Source organism: Salinactinospora qingdaonensis (assembly GCF_039539445.1).
Taxonomy (GTDB): domain Bacteria; phylum Actinomycetota; class Actinomycetes; order Streptosporangiales; family Streptosporangiaceae; genus Salinactinospora; species Salinactinospora qingdaonensis.
In genome coordinates this window covers 47,302-71,506 of record NZ_BAABDD010000021.1, presented here as the reverse complement: position 1 = coordinate 71,506, position 24,205 = coordinate 47,302, and the positions used below count along the sequence as shown (strand labels likewise).

Here is a 24,205-nt window from a genome sequence, read left to right as displayed (position 1 = left end):
AAGCACGCGGCGCACGAGGGAGCCTGCGGTCAAGCGCCGGAGCCGCTCCGTGCTCGAAGAGGGACCGCCGTGCCCTCTCATGTTCAGGACCGTCCAACCGTCGACGACCGAACTCCACCGCACGGCGAGGCGACGGTCTTCGGTGCGACCGGCCCGCCGTTGGCTGCGATCGTCGGCGTTCAACGGCTCTGGAAACCTTCCCATCGCCGCCTTCCACCGGCCACCATGCCGTCGGCCGCCCGGATGTCGGCGATGATCTGGTCAACCAGCAAACTTTCACGGTTGTGGAAGTAGAAGTGATCCCCCGGATACAGGCGCAGGCCCATGTACTGTTCGACATGGTCCGCCCAATCCGCGAGCCGCTCCGGGCGGACCACGACATCGCGCTCTCCGCCGAACACGGACACTGGAAGGGGGATGCGCGCCGTTCCCGGACGCGGACGCCAGGTCTCGACAAGCCGAAGATCACTGCGCAGCACTGGTTCGAAGAGAGCCCACCACTCCGGATCGGCCAACAGCTCACGCGGGGTTCCTCCCATCTCGGCCACCGCACGGCGCAGCTCCTCCGGGGGCATCAGATGCCGGTTCCGCACGTCCAGGCCGCCGTCCGGCCGGGGCGCTGCACGCGCGGACAGCCCGAGCCAGACGGGGAGCGGGCCGCCCTGTCCAAGCAGGTGCAGCGTCATCTCGTAGGCGAGGAGCGCCCCCATGCTGTGGCCGAAGACCGCGAACGGGCGGTCCAGCCGGGGGCAGATGTCCTCCAGGAAGAACGAGACGACATCTGCGGCCCGGTGCCGGGGCAAAAGGTGAGACAACCTGCCGCGGCCCGGGGCTTCGAGGAAGCACACCTCCCAGTCGCGGGGGAAGTAACGCGACCAGTCCCGAAAGAGGAGGTGCGAGCCCCCCGCGTGGTGGAGCAGGAAGACCCGCATCGCGGGGGCGGGGACCGGGTGGGGGCACAGCAGCGAGCGAGTGGCGTCGTGGGGCTGCCTCATCCTGCGACCCTCCCCCGTCGGATCTGACGGATCATGCTTGTCAGCGTCGTCCCGCCGACTTCGTGGAACTCCACGGAGTCGAGCTCCACGAGAGGCAGCAGGGACTCCGCCCACCGAACCGGGTGGTCGATCTGCGCGATGAGCAGGTCGGCGATTTTGTCCTGTTCGTAAGGCTGGGCCGTCCGGTTGGCGATCACGGGGAAGGCCAACCGCCCGTAGGAGGTCCTCCTCAGCAGCGGCGCGACCTCCTCGGCGGCCGGAGTCATGTACCGCGAGTGGAACGGACCGCTGACCGGAAGTTTGCGCACCATCCGCGCGCCGGCGTCCTCGGTGATCGCCGCGAACTCGTCGAGGTCGCTGACCGGTCCCGCCAGCACGAACTGCTGCGGCGTGTTGATGTTGGCGAGGTCGAGCGTGCCGAACCCCGCCCGCAGCAACAGGAAACGGACGAAGGTCTCGTCCAGGCCCATGACCGCCGTCATACCGCCGCCGGTGATTTTCGCCATCGCCGAGGCCCGCGCCGCGACCAGCCGAAGCCCTTCGGTGAAGCTGAAGGCTCCCGCGGCCTCAAGAGCGTTGTACTCGCCGAGACTGTGTCCCAAGGCCACGTCGGGGGCGCTGCCGTCTGCGAGTTCACTGCGATAGGCCAGCGCGTTCACCACGTACATCGCGGGTTGGGTGTAGCGGGTGTCGCTCAGCAGTCCGTCGGGGTCTTCCAGGCACAGCGTGCGCACCGAGTACCCCAGGACCTCGCTGGCCTCCTGTTCTAGCTGGGGGAAGCGATCGAACTCTGCGCGTCCCATGCCCACACGCTGAGCGCCCTGGCCTGGGAAGAGGACAATTCTGGTCATCGGGCGTCACTCTCTTCTGCGGTGCTGCTGCACGAGATCGGCGATGATGCGCGCGAGCGCGGCCGCGTTCTCTCCGGTCAGCAGCGACACGTGGTTACCGGGGGCGAAGTGAACGGAAAGCTCATCGCAGCGTCCCTCCCACCCGAGAGCCGGGCTGCGATAGTAATCGGCGGCGGCGTCGAAGTCGGACCCACGGCCGAAGTCGGTTTCCGAGGCGCGTACGACGGCCACGGGTCCCGGATAGTGCTCCGGGTGGTGAGCTTCGACGGCGGTGAGCGTGGTGGCCAGCAGCTCGTAGGGGTCGGCTTGCCCGCTGCCCTCCATCCAGCCGGCGACGGCCGCGAGCTCGTCGAGGTAGTCCGCGGCGTACTCCGGTGACTCCCGGGTCGCGGCGCGGTCGTAGGCCATGACTTGCCGTAGGAAGCTGCCTTCGGCCGCGGTGTCGGTGGTGTGGCCGTTCGGCGCGGCGGCGTCGATCATGAGGACCAGCGGGGCGTGCCCCGTGGACTGGTGCACCAGACGGGCCGTCTCCTGGGCGATCACCCCACCGCCGGAGTAGCCGCCGAGGACGGCAGGGGCGTTTTCCAGGCGAGGGGCGAGCAGGGCGTGGTACTCCTCGGCCAACTCGCGAACGGTTCGGTTCCGTGGCTCCCCCGGTTCGTCGACCCGAGGGTCGCGCACCCCCACGATTTCCTCCGGGCCTGCATAGCTTCGGGCCAGTTCGCTATAGCACGCGACGTGGCCCCCCGGCGGGTGGATCAGGTACACGACGGGCTCGCGGCCGGGACGCAGGGAAACCAAGGGACTGCGATCCGTCCGGCCGTGCGCACACTCCCGCACCACGGCGGCGAAAGCCGCGGCCGTGGGGTGGGTCAGCAGGTCGTCGAGAGGCACATCGACACCGCAGCGTTCACCGATCTGGTGAAGGAACCGGACCGCGGCAAGGGAGTGGCCGCCCACGGCGAAGAAGTGGTCGGTGGGGGCAACGTCGTCCACCCCGAGCACATGGCACCACACGTCTTTGACCGGCTGCGTGTAGGGGGTGTCCGGCCATTTCGCCCTCGCATCGTCCGCCCGGACCTCCCGCCGGGGGGCAAGAACCGGCAGCAGGTCGTCGCCGAGCCCGCCGACCAGGTCGCCGACGGTGGCCTGCCCGTTCTCGCCGAGCTGGAGCAGGACCCGTCTCCAGAGGTCGACGATCCGTTCGGCCGCGGCTGAGGGCACGGTGGAACGGTCGTGCACGAGGGTGAGGACGAGTTCGTCCTCCTCATGGTGGAGGAGCATCGTGCACGGGTAGGCCGTCCGCGCTCCGACGACCCTCGGTAGCTCCACCGTGACGCCGGCGTCGGCGAGCAGCTGGCCGACCTCTCCCAGCGTGCTCGGGTAGTTCTCCACGACGATGAGGCTTTCGAACAGCGGGCTGCTGCCGCTGCGGCCGCTCCAGTCGTGAACCTGTCCGGTGGAGGCCCATTCGAAGGCGGAGACCTCAAGTGCGGTGTCGCGCACCTGCCGCACCAGATCGAGCACGGTCTTCTCGGGGTGCACGTCGACGGTGAGGGGCAGGGTACTCATCAGCAGGCCGGCGACCCGTTCCACCCCCGGCACCTGCACGCCGCGGCCCGACAGCGTCACCCCGAAGCTGACGTCGTGAGGGGTGCCGCCGCCGGTGAAACGCCATAGCAGCATCGCCCAGACAGCCTGGTAGAGGGTGCTGTCGGTCGCCGCCGCCCGTGCCGCCTCTGCGCGCACGCGCGCAAGGTCGCCGAGCTTGCACCGCAGTTCGCTACGCCCGTAGCCCTGTTCGCTCTCCACAGCGCCGGTGACTCCCGGGCGAATGCCCGGCTCCCGCCCGGACAGCCGCGTCGACCAGAACTCCTGGGCCTCGGCGGGGTCGCGGGCTGCGATCCAGCGTGCGTGTGTGCGTATGTCCGGTTCAGTCGGATCGTAGGGGCGCGGGCGACCGAGGTAGGCGAGATAGAAGTCCTCCAAGACGACCGCCGTGCTCCAGCCGTCCAGCAGCGCATGGTGGAAACTCAGCAGGATACGGTGGCGGGACTCCCCCTCCGGGACCACGGAGACGCGCCACAGGCACGGCCTGCCGAGGTCGAACCCTCTCTGGCGGTCCTCGGTCAGCAGGTCCTCCCATGACACGTCGGTACGCACCCGGACCTGCGGCTCGATGTCGGAGTGCACGACGAGTCTCGGCGTACCGTCCCAGGCGAACGAGGCCCGAAGAGCCGTGTGTCGACGCATCGTGTGGCGCCATGCCTCGGTGAACCTGTCGATGTGGAGCGGACCGTGCCACAGCCAACTCATCTGCTCGACGTACCTGTCGGCCTCCCGCGCGCTGAGGGAGTCGACGAGAATGCCGTACTGCTGCGGCGTCAGGGGGACCTCGTCGGGTGCGGAGCGGGTTTCCGACACCAGCGTGGTGACGACCGTTCTCAACTGAGCGAGCAGAGCGTTCACCGTTTCCCGGTCGACGCCGTCGATCTCGGACGGTGCCCATGTGATCCCCAAGCGCAGCCGGCCGTCGCGCACGAGGCCGTAGATCTCGACGGTGTGCGGTCGCTCGGCGCGCGACGACCGCGCCTCCGGTACCCTGCCGTCGACGATGCGGAACCGCTCGCCGGCGCTGTCGGAGTCGATCCTGCCCAGGTAGTTGAAGCACACCAGCGAGGGGGGCAGTTCGGCCAACTCCTCGCGTACGGAGGCGTCGCAGGCGTGGATACGGCAGGCACCGAACCCGACGCCGCCGTCGGGCACGGCAGCCAACTCCCCGCGCACCGAGCGCAGGTGATCCGCAGGGGTGAGACGCCGGTCGACGTCCAGCGTCACCGGATACAGGGCGGTGAACCAGCCCACCGTGCGGGAGAGGTCTTCACCCGCCGCCTGCCTGCCGTGCGTCTCGACGTCGAAGGACACGGTCTCGCAGCCGCGCCAACGCGCCAACGCGAGGGCCACGCAACCGGTCAACAGATCGTGCACGGGCAGTTCCAACGCGGCCGGCAGCGTGCCGAGCAGCTCCGCGCCAACTTCTTCGGCCACCTCCGTTTCGACCCGCCGGGTCTGCCCTTCGAGCGTCGCCGGGGCGCTGCGCAGTAGTACGTCCGCGTTCCTGCGCCGGCGTGCCACAGAGCGCCAGTAGGACACGGTGGACTCGTCCTGGGCCAGTTCGGGCAGGTTCGCCATCCAGGCTTGGTAGGCGTGGCCTTCCTCAGGGAGTCGGGGGAGCTCGCCCTGTTCCAGGGAGTCGAGTGCACGGGCGAGGTCGTCCAGCAGAACGTGCCAGGAAACCCCGTCCACGACCAGGTGGTGGACCACGATGAGCAACGTCTCAGAGCCGGCCGCTCTGTCGTACAGGTGCCTGGCACGCACCATGACCCCGTTCTCCGGGGCGAGCGAGCGCTGCGCCTGACGTATCGCCTCGTCTCGCGCCTGGTCCGAATCGACCGCGACGCAGTCGAGTAGATCCCGTGGTTCCTCGACGGTGAACGGGGGAAGCTCATCGATCCCGTCAGCGCTCACCCGGGCGGACAGGAGGGGGTGGGCTGCCACGACGGCCTGTAGCGCCATGCCGAGTAGAGTCGGGTCGACCGGTCGCACCGGCTCCAACAAGACGGACTGGTTCCAGTGGTGCCGGTCGGTTCGAACCGTGTCGAAGAACCACGACTGGATGGGGGCCAGCGCCGCACGTGGGACATCGGCGGCCCGGCGGGGCACCGCCGGATCGGTGTCGAGGGCGCCGGCCAGCTCGCGTAGGACCGGGTGGCGGTGGAGCACTCGTACGTCGAGCGCTACACCGGCGCGGCGGAGTGCGGCGACCAACCGCATGGCGAGGATCGAGTCGCCGCCCGACTCGAAAAAATGCGCGTCATCGCTTGCGGGCGGCTGCCCCAGCACCTCGGTCCACGCTGTGCGCACCGCCTCCACCACTGCGCTCGCCGGTGCGGCCCGGGGCTCGGCGGGAGTCGGCAGGTGTTGCGCAGCGGGCTCGGGGAGGGCGTCACGGTCGGTCTTTCCGCTGGGCAGCCGCGGGAATTCGTGCATCGTGACGATGCGCGACGGAACCATGTAGCCCGGTAGCCGCTCGGTGAGCATCGCATGCGCCTTGCCCGTGTCGATCCCGGCCGGTGTGACGTAGCCGACCAGTCGAGGGTGCCCGTCGTCGCGCCGCCTCACCGCGGCCACCGCCTCCTCGACGCCGGGCACCGAAAGGAGTGCCGCCTCGACCTCGCCCAGTTCGACACGGAACCCGTTGAGCTTCACCTGCCGGTCGATGCGGCCGAGATAGTAAAGCCCGCCAGCGGGCAGTTCCCGCACGAGGTCACCGGTGCGATAGATCCGCTCATGGCTGCCTGCGATGCTGACCTCGCAAAACCGTTCCGCCGTGCGTTGCGGATCGTCGAGGTAGCCCAAAGCGAGCGCTTCCCCGGCCAGGCACAGCTCGCCGGGCGCTCCGCGGGGAACCGGGCGCATCCGCTCGTCGAGGACATGGCACCGTATGTTGTCGAGAGGCTCGCCGATGGGAACGTCGGCCTGCGCCGTCCATCTCTGCCCGGAGGCGGTGCTCGCGTCGAACACCGTTGCGTAGATCGTCGCCTCGGTAGGGCCGTAGGCGTTGTACAGCGCGGCGTCTTGCACCCGCTCGAAGGCTTGGCGCAGATGGTTGGTCAGCGGTTCGCCCGCGCTGACGACCGACCGCAACGTGGCCACGTCGGCGAAATCCGGACTGTCCGTAAGGCCCCGCAGCAGGGCGGGGACCACGTGCAGCAGCGTCGCCCCGTGCCGACGCAGGGTGCGGGCCATCGCGTCGGCGTCGCGCTGCTCACCCTCGGGCACGACCGCGAGCCTTGCGCCGCTGACCAGGGGGAGGAACAACTGGTGCAGGGTCACATCGAAGCTGAGCGTGCCGGAGAACGCCATAACGTCGTCGGGGGTGACCGAGAAGTAGCGTCTTGCCCATTCGAGGTGGTTGACGAGTGCGCGGTGGGCGACGACGACACCTTTGGGCGCCCCAGTAGAGCCTGACGTGAACAGCACGTACGCCGGTTCTGCGGCGCGGTGGCAAAACTCGACAAAAGGGTGGTCCCCGGCCAGGTCCGCAAGCTCTACCCCGCGCGCGCCCGTCGGGGTGACGCGATCGTCGGCCTCCCTGACGATCAACGCGAGGTTGGCACGGCCGACGAGGTCCTCGAGTCGCCGGTCGGGGTGGGAGGGGTCGAGGGGGACGAAGATCGAGCCGGCCCGCAGCACGGCGAGCACGGCGAGCACTTGCCCGGCTCCGCGACGCATCAGCAGGCCCACCCTGTCCCCGGGGTTCACCCCTTGGGCGCGCAGTCCCGCCGCGATCCGAGACACCTGCTCGTCGAGCTCTCGATACGTCCAGGCTCGGTCGCCCTCTTCAAGGGCGACTCGATCCGCGAACCTCTCCACGGCCTCCCGGAAGAGCCGGTCGACGTCGCTGCCGTGGTCCAGGGGCCGGTCCGTGCGGTCCGATCGCGCGGCGACGTCGGCCAGCGCGTCGATGGGCGCGTCCGCGTCCTCGGCCATGGCCCGCACCGTCGACGTCAGCTGCGCGGCGAACGCTTCGGCGGTCTCGGGGGCGAATCTGTCGAGCGCGTAGCGCAGTTGACCCCGCAACCGGTCGTCGTCGGCGAGCATCTCCAGTGTCAGATCACCAACCACGGGCTGCTGGATCTCTTCGAGGAGCCGAATGTGGAGCTCGGGAGGTGAGTCGCCGAAGACACCCCGGCCGTACCAACTCTGGTAGCTGAAGACGCAGTTGAAGCCCTCGTCGGTGTCGGAGAGCTCGGCGATCTGGCGGTAGGGGAGCTGGGAGTGGTCGACAGCCCGCGCCATCTCAGCCTGGACGGCGCGCACGTGCTCGGAGACGCTTTGCCCCTCGAAGGGCTGGGAGCGCACAAGAACTGTGGTGACGAAGCACCCGACGGCCTCGTCGAGCTGCGGGTCGTTGCGGGTGTTCACCGGAACCGCCACCAAAACCCGCTGCCGTCCGGCGTAGCGCGCCAGCGTCCGCTGGTAGGCCGCCAGCAACAACGCCGAACCGCCCACCCGGTGGCGCCGGGCAAACGCTGTGACCGTCTCCGCCGGAAGTTCGATCGGCACAGCAGCACTGTGCGGTCCGTCGGTCGCGCCGTCGGCGGGCAGCTCGACCATGGGAGGCGTGTCGGCGAGAACGCCACGCCAGTAGGCGCGGAGCCGTTCGCTCTCCTGGTGGGACAGCTGCTGTCGCGACCTGTCGCAACTGGTGTAGATCCGAGCGGGCAACGGTTGGGTGTCGACTGGAACGCCGTTGCGTTCAGCGCGGTAGAACCGCCACAGGTCGCGGACGAGGACCCCGGAGGACTCGCCGTCGAAGACGGCGTGGTGGACCACGAGCAGCAGATAGGCGCGCTCCGGTGCGGCTGTTACGAGAAGCGCCCGGGCCATGCCCGTACTGTCGGGGTCCATGGGCGCGGTCGCCTCGGAGCGGAGTAGGTCGACGGCCTCCCGGCCGAGGACGCCGGGGGCCTTCCGGTGCGTGAGGGGAAGAGGTCGCCGAGGATCGGCGTCCAGCGACGAGTCGGCGGGGACGGCGGTCAAGACGGGATGCCTGTGCACGAGCGCGGCCAGCGCACCCTCCAGAGCGGCCACATCTAACTCACCGGTGATTTCGAAGGCCACCGGAACCAGGTAGCGCGCCGACTCTGGCTCCATCCGGTGCAGGTACAGCAAGCCCTCCTGCTCAGCCGAGAGCGGAAGGTCGGACCAGGTGGTCTCGGCGGTCGTCACGGGTTACCTCCGAAGGCGGCGGTGGCGAGGTCGACCAGGTTGTCGGTCTCAAAGAGCGTTTCGAGCGCAAGCGGGCCGCCGCCCTCCTCCGCCACACGTGCGGCGATCCGCAGGAGTCTGCGGCTGCTGACCCCTGAGGCGACCAGGTCGGTCTCGGGGAGGAGCTGGTCGGCGGGGATACCGGTCTCGGCGGCGACGATCGAGGCGAAACGGTCGAGAGGGGAGGCCGCGCCGTCGCCTTCGCCGGACGGCGGCGCTCCTTGGCCGGAGGGCGGCGCCGCGCCGGGGAGCCGGAAGTCGCGGACGCGAAGCGGGGTCGGCGGAAGGGAGACCTTGGGGACGTCCCGTTCCACTTCGGGCCAGTGGACCGTCTCTCCGGCCAGCCATTTCTCGATCTGCACGCTCAGTTCACCGGTCGCCGTGCCGACGAGCCGACCGGCACCGGAGGTGACCGCCGAAGCCAGCCGCCGCAGCGCCTGGGCGGCCTCCTCCGCGGTCGTGACGACCACGGCGCGCTCTCCGCGTGCTGGGCGGCCTTCTCGCAGGGTGCGGGCGACCGAGGCCAGCGGCATCCCCGGTACCGCGTCGGCCAACGAGTTCGCAAGGACGGCGAGGTTCTCGGGGCTGTCCGCGGAGAGCGGGAGCGCCCACGCTTCCTTATGCTGTTCCTCGCTTTGTGGTTCGGCGAGGGGCGGCCCTTCCTCGATCACCAGGCAGCCGTAGGAGCCGGTCCCCGCCACACCGTTGACCAGGGCTCGCCTGCGGGAGGCCCCCGAGGGCTCCGGCTGTGGCCGCCACCGGGCCCTCTCCTGGGGGATCTCCACGGCGGGGGCCGAGACGACCGCGGGGTTCAGCTCCGAGGTCAGTCTCGTAGCGAAGACCTCACCGGAACGGAGCTGACACATCACCTTGGCGAGCTGCGCGAACACCGAGGCTGCCTCGAGGTGGCCAAGGGTGGGCTTCACAGAACCGAGCGGCACCGGACCCGCGTGCTGGAACACCTCCGACAGCTCCTGGGCCTCCAAGGCGTCGGCGAGCGCGGAACCGCCGGCGGCTGCTTCGACGTATCCGATCGACTCTGGCGGTAGTCCCGCGTCGGCGAGCGCGGCGCGGACGGCTTCCTCTTGGGTTCCCCGGCTCGGAACGCCATAGCGCCGCGTCGCTCCGGAATGACGGACCGAGGTTCCGCGGACCACGGCGTGGATGGGGTCGCCGTCGGCGACTGCCCGGTGGAGCGGCTTGAGCATGAGGGCTCCAATGCCCTCGCCGACGAGCCACCCGCTGGCGCGGCTTGTGAACGCGCAGGAGTCGGCGTCTTCGGCGACCAAGCCGAGATCGGCGAGGACATCGAGGTGCTCCGGATGCAGTACCAGGTTGCTGGCTGCCGCGATCGCCGCGCGGCATCGACCCGACCGGATGGCCCCTACGGCCATATCGATCGCGGCCATGCCTGAAACGCACCCGCTGTCGACCACCATGCTCGGACCGGTCAGGTCGAAGGCGTGCGACAGACGGTGGGCGAGCCCGCCCCGTGTGGCGTGGGTGCCCTGCTCCCCCGCCGCGCGGGCGGACATGCCGTGAAGGGCGTGGTCGGCCCACATCGCCCCCACGTACACCCCGATCGGATCGAGCCGCGCACGCTGTTCCCCGGCCGATCCGGCGTCCTCCAGACACTGGCGAACCGTCGCCAGCAGCAGGCGCTCCTGCGGGTCGGTCGCGGCCGCCTCCTTGTCGTCCAGGCCGAACTCCTCAGCTTCGCAACCGGTGATGTCGTCGAGGTAGGCACCCATACGCGCCCCGGCGCGCTCCGACCGGGTCCGCAGCGGCGACCACCGCTCCTGCGGTGTCGCTCCAATGGCGGTGGCGCCCTCCACGAGCAGACGGCCGAGCCCGTCAAGGGAGTCCGCGCCGGGCAGCCGGGCGGCGAAGCCGATGACAGCCACCGGGATTCCCGTTCCGGCCGGCTCGGCCGACACCGTGTCGAGCGCGGCCGCCTCATCTCGCCTGGCCTGTCTCGCCTGCATCTCCTCCGGCGTTGCCGCGAGGGCCGCCCGCCGGCGGACCTCGTCGTCTTGGAGCGCTCCTCCCCACAGGGAGACGAGGAGGTCTTGGTCGTCGTCGAGCCAGAAGCGCTCGCGAACGGCGTCGAAGTCCATGTCGCCCACTGGGCACATCCCGATCCCCCGCGCAGGTGCCGCGGTCATCAGCAGCTGCGACAGGTGACCCGCCTCCAGTTCGCTGTACTTCGCGCCGAGCCGCTCGCCGTAGGCGGGAGCGATCGCCGCCGGTGTGGAGACCAGGAAGACCCCAAACGCCGCGCTCCCGACCAGCGGGCGGTTGTGGTGGACATGGCAGTCCTCGGTGACGCGCAGGTCGGGGTCGAGTCTGACGAGGGCCCCTTCGGCGGGGTGCAGGTAGTACAGTCCCCCCTCAAGGCCATCCACCCGGTCGGGGCGCACGTAGACGTAGACCTGGACGGGGTAGAAGCCTCCTGCGGAGGGGTAGCGACGCTTGCTCAGCCCGCCCAGCTCTCCTGGTGCGGCCATGGCAAGCAGGTCGACGAGCGCGGAGGCGGGCATCGGCTCCGCGCTGAATCTGCGAAACGCCGAAGCGTCGAAGAGCCCGAGGGAGTCGCCGGCCGCCGGCTCCGGCAGGGGAACGCGCGGCAGCTCCGCCGGTAGGGAGAGTTCGGCGACCCGCGCCTCCTTGAACTTCTTCTTGGCCTCGGGGTCGAACGCGATACGAACGTCCGCCTGGCGCGGCGCGTCGGCCGGCTCCGCCGGGGGCGCTGCCAGGGCTGCGGCGATCTCCTGCACCGTTGGACCGTTGAGCAGCAGGTCCACGGCGACCTCGGCCCCGGTTCGCTCGGTGACCAGCTGCGCCAGGCGGATCATGGTGAACGAGGTAGCCCCCAGATCGAACAGGTCAGCGTCGACGTCGATCTCGGCCTTGCCCAGCGCCGCGGAAGCGGCAGCCCTCACCTGCTCCAGCAGGTCGGCTCCAGTGGGGGAGCCGGTCTCCTCCGCCGGCTGGAACAGAGCGGCCGCAGCACGACGGTCGAGCTTGCCGGCGGGAGTCAGCGGCAACTCGTCGACGAAACGGTAGCGGCTCGGCACCAAGTGCTGGGGCAGTACTGTTCCCAGAGCCTGCCGGATGTCCTGAATCCGAGGCGGTGGGTCAGCGGCTACGCAGACGGCCGCGAGCACGGGGTCGCCGCTGGACTCCGCCACAGGCAGGACTCTGGCGTCGACGAGGCCGGCGCGCGACACCAGCGCCGTCTCGACCTCTTGCGGTTCGATACGCAGCCCACGCACCTTGAACTGGTCGTCGAGCCGGCCAAGGTAGCGGATCTCACCGTCGGCGCCGAGCGCGCCGAGATCCCCGGTCCGGTAGAGACGGTCGGCATAGGAGGTGGCGACGAACCGCTCCCGCGTCAACTCCTCGCGATCGTGGTAGCCGAGGGCCACGGGAGTCCCGGCGATGCAGATCTCCCCGGCGGTCCCGGGCGGGACCTGCCGCAGGTGTTCGTCGACGATATGGATCGTCGCCCCGGTGATCGGCCTTCCGATGGGCACCGATGCCTCGTCCCAGTCGGGCACGCACTCCCAGTGCGTGACGTCGATCGCCGCCTCGGTCGGCCCGTAGAGGTTGTGGAGCTGAACCTCCGGCAGCACCTCGAAAAACCGCCGCATGGTGCCGACCGGCAAGGCTTCCCCGCTGGCGAACACATAACGCAGTGACGAACAGTCGGCAGCCGACGGTTCGCTTAGGAACAGCCCCAGCATCGACGGGACGAAGTGGGTGACGGTCACCGAGTTCTCACGGATGGCGCGCGCGAGGTAGGCGGGATCCCTATGTCCCCCGGGCCGTGCGACGACGGTGGCGGCCCCCGCCAGCAGCGGCCAGAAGAACTCCCAGGCAGAAACGTCGAAGCCGCAGGGCGTCTTCTGCAACACGCGGTCCGTCCCGGACAGGGGGAAGCGCTCCTGCATCCACAGCAGGCGGTTCGCCACTCCGCGGTGGGTGTTGAGACAACCTTTGGGCTGTCCGGTGGTCCCAGAGGTGTAGATCATGTAGACGGGATCGTCGGCGGCGACATGGACCTCGGGGGCGGTGTCTGCGGCCGCGGCGAGAAGCGCCCCGTCCCGGTCGGGACAGACGACGTGTGCCCCGCAGTCGTGGAGCGCGCCGGCCAGGGTCCCGTCCGCGACGAGCACACGCGCACCGGAGTCCTCGATCAGATACTTCACCCGCTCGCGCGGGGTTCCCGCCTCGATGGGAACGTAGACTCCGCCGGCACGCACGATGGCCACGAGCGCCACGACCAGGTCGTCGGATCTGTCCATGTGGACGGCGATGTGCGCGCCGGGGCGGCAGCCGGAGCGGATCAGATGGTTGGCCAGCTGCGCGCTACGTCGGTCGAGTTCGGCGTAGTCGAGCGCCTCTCCGTTCCACCACACCGCGGGCCGGTGGGGGTACGCGGCGAGGCTGCGCTCCAGGAGCGCCGTCAGCGTCGGCTCGGGACTGTCGAGGAGGGCGCGCACCCGGTGCTCGTAGGAGGAGAACAGCTCGTCGGCCTGATCGGCGTCGAGCGCGTCACCGGCCACGTCCCATTGGCAGACCAGCGTGTCGTCAAGGAGCAGCGGCACGTTGTCGAGCGCCACTTGCGCGGTCTGCGACCGGCTCTGCCGCAACTCGACTCCGTCTCCGCCCAGAGCCTGCGGCGCCTGCGGAATCCGGGTGAAGACAACGGGCAGCCGCAGTTCGCCGTTTGACCGGAAGACACGCTGGCGTAGTTCGCGCAACCCGGGGAGGACGGCTCCGCGCTCCAGGTCGGCCCGAACCCTGTCCCAGATCTCACGGGCGCGTTCCTCGAAGGACGGCGGCAGTGTGTCGTCGACGACGAGCCAGGCCAGGGAGGTGAAGTCCCCTACGGAGCCCTCCATCCCCCGCGGCCTGTCCCACGAGACGACGACGATCGTGAACGGAGCGCGGAACCGCTGTCGGAGCGTGTCGGCATAGGCGGTCAGCAGCAGGATGTCCGCAGGCACCCCGACGCGCGCGGCGTGTTCTCGAAGCGCCGGCCAGGCGGAAAGGTCGAACCGGCGGTGGGTGCGCTCCCCCGTGTCGGCCAGCGGCGGCCCCGGCGGCAGGTCGGCGAACTTGTCGTGCCATTGGGCGGCGGCCTCGTCTCGCCGGCCGCCGTGGGGACGCGCGAGGCCGCGCATGTGGTCGATCGAGCGGTCGGGGGCGGCGTCCAGCACCTCCCCCTGGCCGTCGTGGAGAGCGAACAGCTGACCGAACAGCAAGGCCAGACTGCGCGCGTCGGCGAGTAGCGCGTCCAAAGCGGCGTGGAGGACGACCTCTCCCCCAGGCAGGAAGCTGACTTCCAACGCAAACATCGGCCACGCGCCGATTTCGAACTCAGTGCGGCGCATGCGCTCCGCGACCGCGGCGAGCCTCTCCTCGACCTCAGCCCGGCCAAGGCCGGTCAGGTCGTGGCGGGCGAAGGTGTAGTAAGGGACTTCGCCACGCACGGTCATGGTCCCGTCGTCGTGAACCACGGCGCGCATCATGGGATGGTGCTCGACGAGGCGGTGCCATGCGCGTTCGAGTCGGTCGACATCATGGCGGCGCAGCAGGAACTCCTGGTAGACCTTGGTTTCTGCCGCCCCGGACAATCCACCGACCCTGCCGACGAGGTAGGCCGACTGGAGTTCGGTGAGCGGAAGCCCCGTGACGTCTTGCCGCGATGGCTGGACCAGCTCGGCCACCTCCGGCGATACCGCGGCCTCGCTGTCCCCCTCGGCGGCCGCCAGGCGGCACAGCGCCCCGGTCAGCCGGTCGAAAGCCTCGGCCCCGGCGGCCTCGTCGATCACCCCGCTGGCGATGTCCCAGGAGAGCACCAGGGCTCCGTCGTGGTTCTCCTGGGCACACTGCTCAAGATGGACGCCCGGGGTGTGGGTCAGGGTAGCCCCGTCATCGACTCGCGCGGGCCAGCTGCGCGGATCGTCCTCGGCGTCGGCGCCCGGCAGGCTCCCGAGCATGCTCGTGAAGACGACCCGCACCGGATCGCCGTTGTGCGACCGCTCCTGGCGGCTCCACTCCCGGTGCGCCCGGACTCCGCTCACCGCGTCGTGTTCCAAATCGCGCCATAGCTGGCGCTGAACGGCTCGGAGGTACTCGCCGAACGATCCCCCGGCGGGCGGGGCGAGGAAGACGGCGGTCGAGATGAAAGGCCCGACGAGACGGGCGACGTCGGGATGCACGGGCTTGCGGTTGTAGGTGGTGAGGACGATCGGGCGCTCCGCGTCGCCGATCACCGCGGCGAAGAGGGCGAGCAGCATCGCGGAGGGCGTGGCCCGGCTCTGGCGGGCAAGCCGCTGGACGGCCGCCCACTGCGGTGGTGGAAGAGTGAAAGACAGCCTGCGGCGTTCCCGGCTCTGCCCTGCGGGGTCCGCGGTAAACGGTGCCGGACGGTCGAGGTCGGCCCCGGCCAGCTTGTCGCGCCAGTACCGCAGGGCCCGGTCTGTCTCAGCCGCGGACGGCGTCGCTCTCGCAACGTAGTCCCGGAAGGTCAGTTGCGGCGGCTCGGGTTCGACTCCGTGGCGGTAAAGCGTGTACCACTGGGCCAGCAACAGGGACACACTCGGCCCGTCAGCCACCATCTCGTCCACGGTGAGGTGAACCCGCGCCCGGTCGCTGCCGAGCAGCACCGCTTTGATCGCGAACAGCGGCCAGGTGCTCGGGTCGAAGTTTTCGGCCTCGACGGTTTTCCTCAGCTCCCGGAGCTGCGCGGCCTGTTCGGCCTCGGAAACGTCGGAGAGGTCCGATACGGGAATCCGGTAACGGGGCACCTCGTCCCGAATCTCTTGCGTTCCGTCGGAACGCACTGTCGCACGAAGCATCTCGGTGCGATAGACCAGACGGTTCCAGGAGTCCTCCAGTCGGGCCACGTCGAGGCCGTCGGTTTCGAACTCCAGGTGCACCTGCGCCCCGGTCCCCGATCCGAGGACGCGGCCGACGTAGAAGGACTCCTGAATCTCCGTCAACGGAAAGGACGGTTGGCTCTCCATCGGTCCTTCTCCCTACTGTCTTCCGTTGTGGGACGCGATTTGCCGGGCGATCTGGGACACCGTCTGATCCGCCAGCTCCTCCAGCGGGATCGAGAGCCCGAACAGTTCGTCGATCTCAAAGCGCAGGTTCATCAGGTTCACGGAATCGACTCCCAACTCGGGCAGAGCGCATTCGAGGTCGACCGCGCCCGTTCCTCCGGGGATCTTGGGTTCGGTGATTCGCCGCAGGGCGGTGAGGACGGCCTCATCGTCCTCGGCGGGCTCGGAGGACGGCTCGGAGGACGTTTGGGGCGCGACGGTGCCCGCCTCGGCTTCCGGCGCCCCTGCCTGCCTTGGCGCCTGCGGCTCGGTCCAGGGCACAGCCCCTGGGGCGGGGGCGGGCTCGGGGGCGGGCTGGGGCGCGGGCGCGGTGTGGGGAGCCGGGGCATGCGTCCCCTGGTCGGTGAACCACAGCGGCCTGCTGAGCAGCGCCGAGGGAGGAACCGCGACGATCGGCTGCGGCGGGGAGCCGCCCAGACGCTCCCACGGCACATCGAGGCCGTCGAGCCACAGGCGACCGATGGCGTGGAGCCGTCCGTTGCTCCACAGGCGTTCGAGCAGGTCCTCGGCTTCGAGGAGACCGGCGAGCGCGTGCCCGTTCGACCGGTCCCGCAGGTCGCTGACGGGAACATCGGGCGACGTGAGCCGTTCGGCTATCTCGGCGGTGTTTCGCACGACCGCCGCCAGACGACAGCTCCCGGCGGCCCGCCCCTCTCGCAGCGTGCGCGCGAGAGCCGCCAGATCCACCTCTTCCTCCGCTGCGAGAACCTTCCGCGACCACTCGGCGATCCGCTCCGCGGTCGCCGTGACATGCTGCGGCGTCGGCCCGGAAAGGACGAGGAGCTGCGGGCCGTCGTCACCGGTGGCGACGGTGCGCCGCTCGCGATACTCTTCGACGACCACATGGGCGTTGACACCACCCGCGCCGAACGAGCTGATGCCGGCCCGACGCGGCATCCGGGTTGTCTGGTCCTCCCGCAACGGAGGCAGCCACTCCCCCTGTTCGTGTTGGAGCTCGAAGCGTGTCGCATCCAGCCTGAGGTTCGGGTTAACCGTGTCGGCGTGCAGCGTCGGGGCTAAGATCCCATGCCGCATCTGCAACAACACCTTGGTCAACGCCGCCAGCCCGGCCACCGACTCGCCGTGTCCGATCGCGGATTTCACCGAGCCCAGCGAGCAGGGGGGCGCTCCGGGGCGACCGTAGGTCTGCTCCAGGGCCGCCACTTCCACCGGGTCTCCCAGCTCTGTGCCAGTACCGTGGGCTTCCACCGCGGTCACGGTCGACGGGTCGACCTGGGCGCGCTCCAGCGCCCTCCTGACCACACGAGCCTGGGCGTCGGGGCTGGGAGCGGTGTATCCGTTGGTCCGGCCGCCGTGCGCCACCGCGCTTCCGAGAACCACCCCATGGATCTGGTCGCCATGGGCGACGGCGTCCTCCAGAGGTTTGACGAGCACCGCTCCGACGCCCTCGCCCGGGCCGAAGCCCGCTCCGCCCGCGCCGAAGCTGCGGCAGCGGCCGTCCTCGGCGAGGAAGCCGGACTGGCGCAGCATGCGCAACCGCGACGGGTGGAGGTAGAGGTTGACGCCCCCGACAAGGGCGGCGGCGCATTCGCCGCGCTGGATGCTCTCGCAGGCCATATGGAGGGCGACAAGTGAGGACGAACAGGCGGTGTCCACCGGCTGACTCGGACCACGCAGGTCAAGCAGGTAGGAAAGGCGGTTGGCGAGACTCCAGTAGTGGCCGGTGGGCATGGTCCGATGCCCGTGCGCCCAACGCTCGGCGCCCAGCAGTTGATAGTCGCTAGACGTCACCCCGACGAAGACGCCGACACTGCGCGGTGTGCCGTCCGCTGCCTCCAGACGGTCGAGACGGCCACCCGCATGGCCGGCGTCCTCCAGTGCTTCCCAGGCGACCTCGAGGAACAGCCGTTCCTGAGGGTCGGCGAGCGCGGACTCGTACTCGGCGAGGCCGAAGAACTCCGGATCGAACCGGTCGATGCCGCGCAGGAAGTGTCCCTTGGCCCGCACGTCGTCGGCTCCGGCCCAACGGTCGGTCGGCAGATCCGCGACGGTGTCCCGTCCAGCGCGGAGATTGCTCCAAAACGTGGCCGTATCCGGAGCGTCCGGGTAGCGCCCCGCAAGGCCGACGATCGCATACCCCCGCTCTCGGCCCAGCGGCCTGGGCACAGCCGCACCGGAGGGCACAGCCGCCGCCGGAGGATCAGCGTCGAGAGCGGAGAAGTGGCCGGCCAGTTCCGCCAAATCGCGGGCTCCGTACACGTGCTCGGGTCCGACGGGGCCGACGGTTCGGTTGAGCTCGCCGACGATGGTGCGGATCATCAGCGAATCCAGGCCAAGCGACTCGATCGTGGTACTGGGCGCCAGACTCCCCGGTGGACGGCCCAGCGCCTCGGCGAACGCGTCCACCACCCTGTCTCTTAGCTCCTGGGCGGCCTCCGGGGCCACGGGCGCCACCTCGGGGTGGGGCGCGTCGCCACCGCTGTGCATCGCCCCGTCGCTCTCGTCGCCTGTCCCGACGAGCCCCTGTTCGTGCAAGTGACGGAACCAGGAGTCGCTGTCGCCGTGGAAGACCGACACGACCGGACCGAGCCGGTGTTCGTCAGCCCGCAGCAGCCGTTCGAGCGCGGCCAGTCCGAGCGGGACGGGCAGGGGCTCCATGCCGGTCTGCTTGCGCAGGAAGGCGCGCACCGGCTCTGGCACCGACATGCCGTCCCCGTCCCACAACGGCCAGTCCACCGAGAGCGTGCGTCCGGACCTAAGGCCGTGGCGGACCAGGCGGGCGCGGTCATGGGCGAAGCCGTCGAGGTAGCCGTTGCCGAAAGCGTAGTCCGCCTGTCCAATGTTGCCGGTCACCGCTGCGACGGAGGAGAACAGCACGAACATGTCCAACGGCAGGTCGCGGGTGGCCAGGTCCAGCGCCCTGACGCCGTCGACTTTGGGCCGGAGCACCGCTTCCAGGTCCTGCGGGGCCTTGCGGGTCAGGAAAGCGTCACGGACCAGACCCGCCGCGTGCAGTACGCCGTGCAGCTCGCCCTCCGTGGCGAGGATGTCGCCGACCAGTTCGACGACGGCGTCGGGATCGGCGGTGTCGGCGGCCACGTAGCGGACCGCTCCCGCGCGAAGCGGCGGACGCGCCTCGGGCGCCAGCTCCTCCCACGGGGTCCTGCCGCAGACGACGACCCGAGCCGAATACCGGTCCACGAGATGCGCCGTCAAAGCCCGGCCGATCCCTCCCGCGCCCCCGGTCACGAGGTAGACACCGCCGACGCGAAACGCCTCCGGGCGCGTGTCCGCCGTGTGAAGGCTCTGCCACGCCATCACCTCGCGTGTGCCCGCACGCCGGTCGACGCACATCTCGGTCAGCGTGCCCGGGGCCGCGAGTTCGGCTTGGACCACGGGCGCGGCGGCCGCGCCCGTGTCGTCGACGAGCACGGCGCGACCGGACACGCGGGGATTCTCCCCGCAGACCGACCGGAGGAAGGCCGCCGCGGCGGGAGCGAGCGCGGGGTCGGCCGTCAGCACCAAGAGCGTGAGCGGCCGGTCGCGGGTCCCAGACGACAGCACCCCACGAACCACCTCGAAGGCCTCGACGAGCGCAGCGCTCTCAGCGTGGTCGAGCCTGAGCACCACCGCTGCGGGCTGCGTGTCGAGCGAGGACGTCGAGTGTGCCCCGGGGAGGGCCGCGACGAGGTCGCCGCGTGGGTCGTGAACGGCCACCGCCCCCGCCGCGGCTTCCGCCGCCGGCTCCGGTCGGTGCGTCCACACCGGCTGTAGCAGGGTGAGCTCGGCTACCCGAGGGTCTTCCTGGCGGGGCAGGGGCACCGGTTCGGTTCCGGCACGGCTCTGCCCCCGGCCCCCGGGCTCTTCCGGCGCGACCGCGTATCGGTCATCGGCGAACGAGGAGCCGGGAAGGGCGAGTCGGCGGTGGGTGGCCGGCGGGTACACCTCGGCCCAGTCGACATCCTCGCCCGCCAGGTAACGCTGAGCCAGTTCGGCCAGATGGGCCGGAGCGGGCGACACCTGCCGCCCCTCCAAAGCCGCCAGCAGCTCGGCGCGGTCACGGACCACCAGGGCCTCCCGGTGAGAATGGTGCGTCCGGGCGACGGCGAGAGTATGCGCGACGTCGCAGAGCGCCGCAGCCGCACCGGGGCCGGCAAGCCAGCGCCGTAGCGCCCGCTTGGCGGCAGCAAGCCCCTCGGGGTGGCGCGCGGACAGCACCACCACCGCAGGTTCGTCCGAGACGGCGCGCGCCGGCGGCTCCGGCGGCTGCTCGACGACGACGTGAGCGTTCGTCCCGCTGAACCCGAAGGAACTCACGGCGGCCCGCTTGGGTCGCGGGGGCTCCCGCAGCGTCATGCGTCGGTCGGCAACCGTGAACGGCCCCTCGGAGAGGGGAAGCCGGGGGTTCACACGCTCCTGGTGCAAAGTCGGGGGTACCTCCCCGCTGTTCACCACACCCATCGCCTTGACCAGGCCGGCCAGGCCGGCTGCTGCGGAGGTGTGCCCGATGTTGCTTTTCACCGAGCCGATCGGGACGCTGCCGGCGGGCGCCCCCGACCCTCGGAACGCCTCGTTGAGCGCGCCCACCTCGATCGGATCGCCAAGGGGAGTCCCGGTCCCGTGGCACTCGACGTAGTCGATCGTGGCCGGATCGACGCCGAACCGCTCATACGTCTGCCTGATCAGCGCGGCCTGGGACGCGCCGCTGGGTGCGGTGATGCCGTTGGTCTGCCCGTCGGAGTTGGTCCCGCTGGCCCGGATCACCGCGCGCACGGGATCACCGTCGGCCAACGCGCGCGAAAGGTGTTTGAGTACGACCACGGCGCAGCCCTCGCCGGGGACGATGCCGTCGGCCCCCGCGTCGAACGCCCGCTCGCTTCCGCTCGGCGACAGCATCCCCGCGCCGCTCATATAGACGTAGGGGAGCTCGGTGAAGTAGAGAGTGACGCCTCCCACCACCATCATGTCGGCCTCGTCGAGCCACAGCGACTGACACGCCATGTGAAGCGCGGTCAGGGAGGAGGAGCACGCCGTGTCGACCGTCGCCGTGGGGCCGCGTAGGTCCAGCCGGTACGCCAACCGCGCGGTGACCATCGAGTTCGAGTTTCCCTGCATCACCTGGGGAAGCCGGGAGTGCGGACTGCTGCGCTCGATCCGGTTCACATAGTCGTTGAGCATCACCCCGGCGTACACGCCGCAACGACTGCCGGCGAGTTCCGCGGGAAGCTGTCCGGCGTTCTCCAGCGCGCGCCACGCCTCCTGGAGGAACAGTCGAGCCTGCGGATCTGTCAGCTCGGCCTCTCGCGGAGTCATCCCGAAGAACTCGGCGTCGAACGCTGTCGCGTCGGCGATGAAAGCGCCCCACTTGGAGCTGGTGGTACCGACGGCGCCGGGGTCGGCGTCGTGGTACCGCTCGATCGGCCATCGGTCAGCGGGCACCTGGGTGACCGAGTCGGTGCCCTCCAGCAGGTGGTCCCAGAACTGGTCCGCGTCCTCAGAGCCGGGAAAGCGCGCGCTGAGCCCGATGACCGCGATCGGCTCTCGGGCTGGGGCACCGGTTTGGGGTTCCTGCGAACCGGTCGCGGCTCGGTCGAGTCCACGCAGCCGGACGGACGCCTCGCCTAGGTCGAGCTCCCCGTTGCTGAGCCGGGTCAAGATGTCTCGTGCGTCCATGTTTCCTCGTGTCATCGCGCACCGCCGTAGGAGGTGCTGATCCGCTCGTGTACTTCGGGCAGGTGGAAGGAGACCCGGTGCATCTCGGTCTCCCGAGCGATCGCGGACTCGGTCCGCTCCGCCAGCGGTGCCGCCGTCTCCTTCTTGAGCAGCTCAAGCGAGCCGCGTGGGGCTTGGGCGACGGTCGAGGCCAACTCCCGTGCGGTGCGGGGAACCTCGGAATGGGCGACGATGCTCGGTGGCGCCCCGCGCCGGCGCAGCTCGGCACCCCGATAATTGCGACCGGTGTAGAGCATCTCCTGGCCCAGGAGCGCACCGAGTTTGGCGGGGAGCACGTGGGTGGCGCCCATCCCCGGAGTGAAGCCGTAACGCATGAAATTGGCGGTGTAGATCGACCTCTCCGACAGCACGAGGAGGTCGGCGTACAGGGCCATCACGAGTCCGCCGCCGATCGCGTGCCCCTGCACGGCTGCCACCACCGGCAGCGGGCAGCGCAGGAAGATCCGGAAGAAGTCGTCCTCGTCGAAGCTGCCTCGCCCCTTCGCGAAGTCCAGCAGTTCGGCCTGCCTGCCGCCCGCGCAGAAAAGTTCCGGCAGTCCCTCGACGAGCACCACCCTCGTGCGGGGTTCGGCGGCCGCGGCCTCCACGGCCGCGACCAGCCCGCCCGACAGTTCCGGGCTGAAGGTGTTGCGTCCCACCGTGTCCGCCATCGTGACGACAGCGGTCGGCCCTTCCCAAGACAGATCGACGACGGTTTCGGTCATGGCAGCCCCCCGAGTGCCCGCTTGAGATCGGCCATGTTCCGCTGCACGTCCGGCTGGGCGAGACGGTCCAGAAACGCCCGGCTGACCACTGCCCCCAGCTCGGCGGGGCGTGGAAAGACCGTCGAGCGATAGGACTTCACCGCCGCGACGGTGTCGCGGTCGACTCTGCGCAACTTGACTAGCAGGGGCCGCACCAGCTCCTCTGCCGTCGGCGCGGTCTGGTCGGCAAGCCCCGTCTCCACCGCTGCCTGCGCGTCGAACTCCTCGGCCGTCAACGTGGCGGTGAAAGCACGTTGCTCTCCGACACGCCGCGCGACGAAGGGCAGGGCCATCGCGGGCACGAGCCCGAAGAGGGCCTCTGTGAGCCGAAATGTCGCGCTCCGCCCCGCCAGCACCATGTCGCACGCGGCGGCCAGCCCCACGCCCCCCGCCGTCGCGGCGCCGTCCACGGCGGCGACGGTGACGAGTTCGGTCGTCGCGAGCCGCTCCAGCAGCCTCCAATAGGGCAGTTCCCCCTCCCCGGCGTCGAGGTGCGAGGTGTCCAGGTCCATTCCGGCGCAGAAGTCCTCGCCCGTCGCCGAGAGCACCACGACCCGACAGTCCGCGCGAGCTTCGGCCTCGGTCAGCGCCGCGGACAGCTCGTCGAGGAACGCCTCGTCGATCGTGTTGCGCCGTTCGGGGCGCTCCAGGGTGACACGGACGTGCCCTGGGCCGGGTCGTACACGTATCACCCGTTCTCACCGCCAAGCCACACGTATTCGCGGTGATAGTCGCGGATCTCCGCTAGCGCCAGCCGTGGTCGCCGCGACAGTTGCGCCGTCACGATGTGCGAGAAGCGGTGCAGGTCGACCGTGAAATCGGGAGCACCGAACTTCAGCTCGGCGGTAGCGGCCAGTATCTCGTCGTACTCTTCGACCGAGAGCCTGTAGCGCTGGGCCAGCGCCGCACCGATCCCCATCCCGTGCACCGCGCGCTGTGAGTCCGGGGAGACCACCACGCTGTAGAACTCCGAAGAGCAGCCCGAGCCATAGGAGAAGACCCCGATCCGCGATTCCCGGTCGATGACGGCGTTGTCGATGGCTCCGGCGAGGGAGAGAAACACCGTGCCCGCGTAGATGTTGCCGACTTCGCGGGGGTAAGTGATCGCGGGCCCCAGCCGGCGGACAAAGTCGGCTTCGAGCTCCTCCGGGGACATACTCTTCAGGCGGCGCAGAACAGTGCGGTGGGCGCCCTTGACCATGCCCGGAAAAGGAGTGTGCATCGCCAACAGGTCGAAGGAGTCGACGATGTCGGCGCCCTCCACCTTGCTCGCGTAGTCGGTGAACGCGCCCCGAAAGCAGTCGATATAGGTCAGCAGGGAGAGGTCGACATCTCCAGCCTCGGTCTCGGGCGTGGGCCGACAGGTGTCCATCGTCTCGAAGCTGTGAAAACCGTTGGCGCCGTAGTCGAAGGCAGCGACGGTGGGCCGGTCGCTGATCAGCATCGCCGCCGCGCCCGCTCCCTGGCTCGGTTCCACGTAGGTGTTGGGAACGGGGCGGGCCACGTCGCTGGAGATCACCAGCGCCTTCGCACCGTCGAACGGGCTCGCCGCGACGACGGCCGCCGCCATCTGCATCGCGGCTGTTCCGGCGTAACATGCCTGCTTAGTCTCGAACAGCCGGCACGCACGCCCCAGGCCGAGGAGGTCGTGGACGTAGGTAGCCAGCGATTTGCCGAAGTCCACCCCGGACTCGGTGCCTACGACGAGCAGCTCGATCGAGGCCCGCTCCGCTTCGCTGAGGGCGTCCACGATGGGCTTGGCCGCGTTGACTGCGAACGAAACCGCGTCCTCGCAGTGCAGAGCCACGCTCTTACGGCTCATCATCAGGTTGTCCAACCTGGCGCCGTCGAGATCCCGTGCCTGGAACAGCTCCGGGACATCCACATAGGTCTCGCCGCAGTAGGCGTTGATGGCCTCGATTCCTACCTGCTTCATCTGGGTTCCTTGGGGG

8 protein-coding genes are annotated in these 24,205 nt (G+C 69.9%); all 8 read right to left on the bottom strand.

Annotated features, from left to right (window positions below):
• Window positions 1-179: 179 nt before the first annotated feature.
• From ABD848_RS18650 to ABD848_RS18615, 8 genes are read right to left on the bottom strand one after another with little or no spacing between them, the layout of a single operon-like run.
• On the bottom strand, window positions 180-995 hold the full coding sequence (locus ABD848_RS18650; RefSeq protein ID WP_344974043.1) for a thioesterase II family protein: 816 nt from the start codon (window positions 993-995) through the stop codon (window positions 180-182).
• A complete protein-coding gene (gene fabD / locus ABD848_RS18645; RefSeq protein WP_344974039.1) occupies window positions 992-1,846 on the bottom strand; it encodes an ACP S-malonyltransferase in 855 nt (284 codons plus the stop codon). The genes ABD848_RS18650 and fabD overlap by 4 nt, the downstream gene beginning before the upstream one ends.
• Before the next feature lie 6 nt (window positions 1,847-1,852).
• A complete protein-coding gene (locus ABD848_RS18640; protein WP_344974036.1) occupies window positions 1,853-8,641 on the bottom strand; it encodes an amino acid adenylation domain-containing protein in 6,789 nt (2,262 codons plus the stop codon).
• On the bottom strand, window positions 8,638-15,717 hold the full coding sequence (locus ABD848_RS18635) for an amino acid adenylation domain-containing protein (RefSeq protein ID WP_344974033.1): 7,080 nt from the start codon (window positions 15,715-15,717) through the stop codon (window positions 8,638-8,640). Before ABD848_RS18635 ends, ABD848_RS18640 begins: the two co-directional genes overlap by 4 nt.
• Window positions 15,718-15,729: 12 nt before the next feature.
• Window positions 15,730-21,450 carry an SDR family NAD(P)-dependent oxidoreductase gene (locus tag ABD848_RS18630; RefSeq protein ID WP_344974030.1) on the bottom strand — a complete coding sequence of 1,907 codons (5,721 nt, stop codon included), beginning with the start codon at window positions 21,448-21,450 and terminating at the stop codon, window positions 15,730-15,732.
• Window positions 21,451-21,461: 11 nt separating this feature from the next.
• Window positions 21,462-22,214, bottom strand: a complete 753-nt coding sequence (locus ABD848_RS18625; RefSeq protein WP_344974027.1) for a polyketide synthase — start codon at window positions 22,212-22,214, stop codon at window positions 21,462-21,464.
• On the bottom strand, window positions 22,211-22,945 hold the full coding sequence (locus ABD848_RS18620; protein WP_344974024.1) for an enoyl-CoA hydratase-related protein: 735 nt from the start codon (window positions 22,943-22,945) through the stop codon (window positions 22,211-22,213). Before ABD848_RS18620 ends, ABD848_RS18625 begins: the two co-directional genes overlap by 4 nt.
• Window positions 22,942-24,189 carry a hydroxymethylglutaryl-CoA synthase family protein gene (locus ABD848_RS18615; protein WP_344974021.1) on the bottom strand — a complete coding sequence of 416 codons (1,248 nt, stop codon included), beginning with the start codon at window positions 24,187-24,189 and terminating at the stop codon, window positions 22,942-22,944. The genes ABD848_RS18620 and ABD848_RS18615 overlap by 4 nt, the downstream gene beginning before the upstream one ends.
• Window positions 24,190-24,205: the final 16 nt, after the last annotated feature.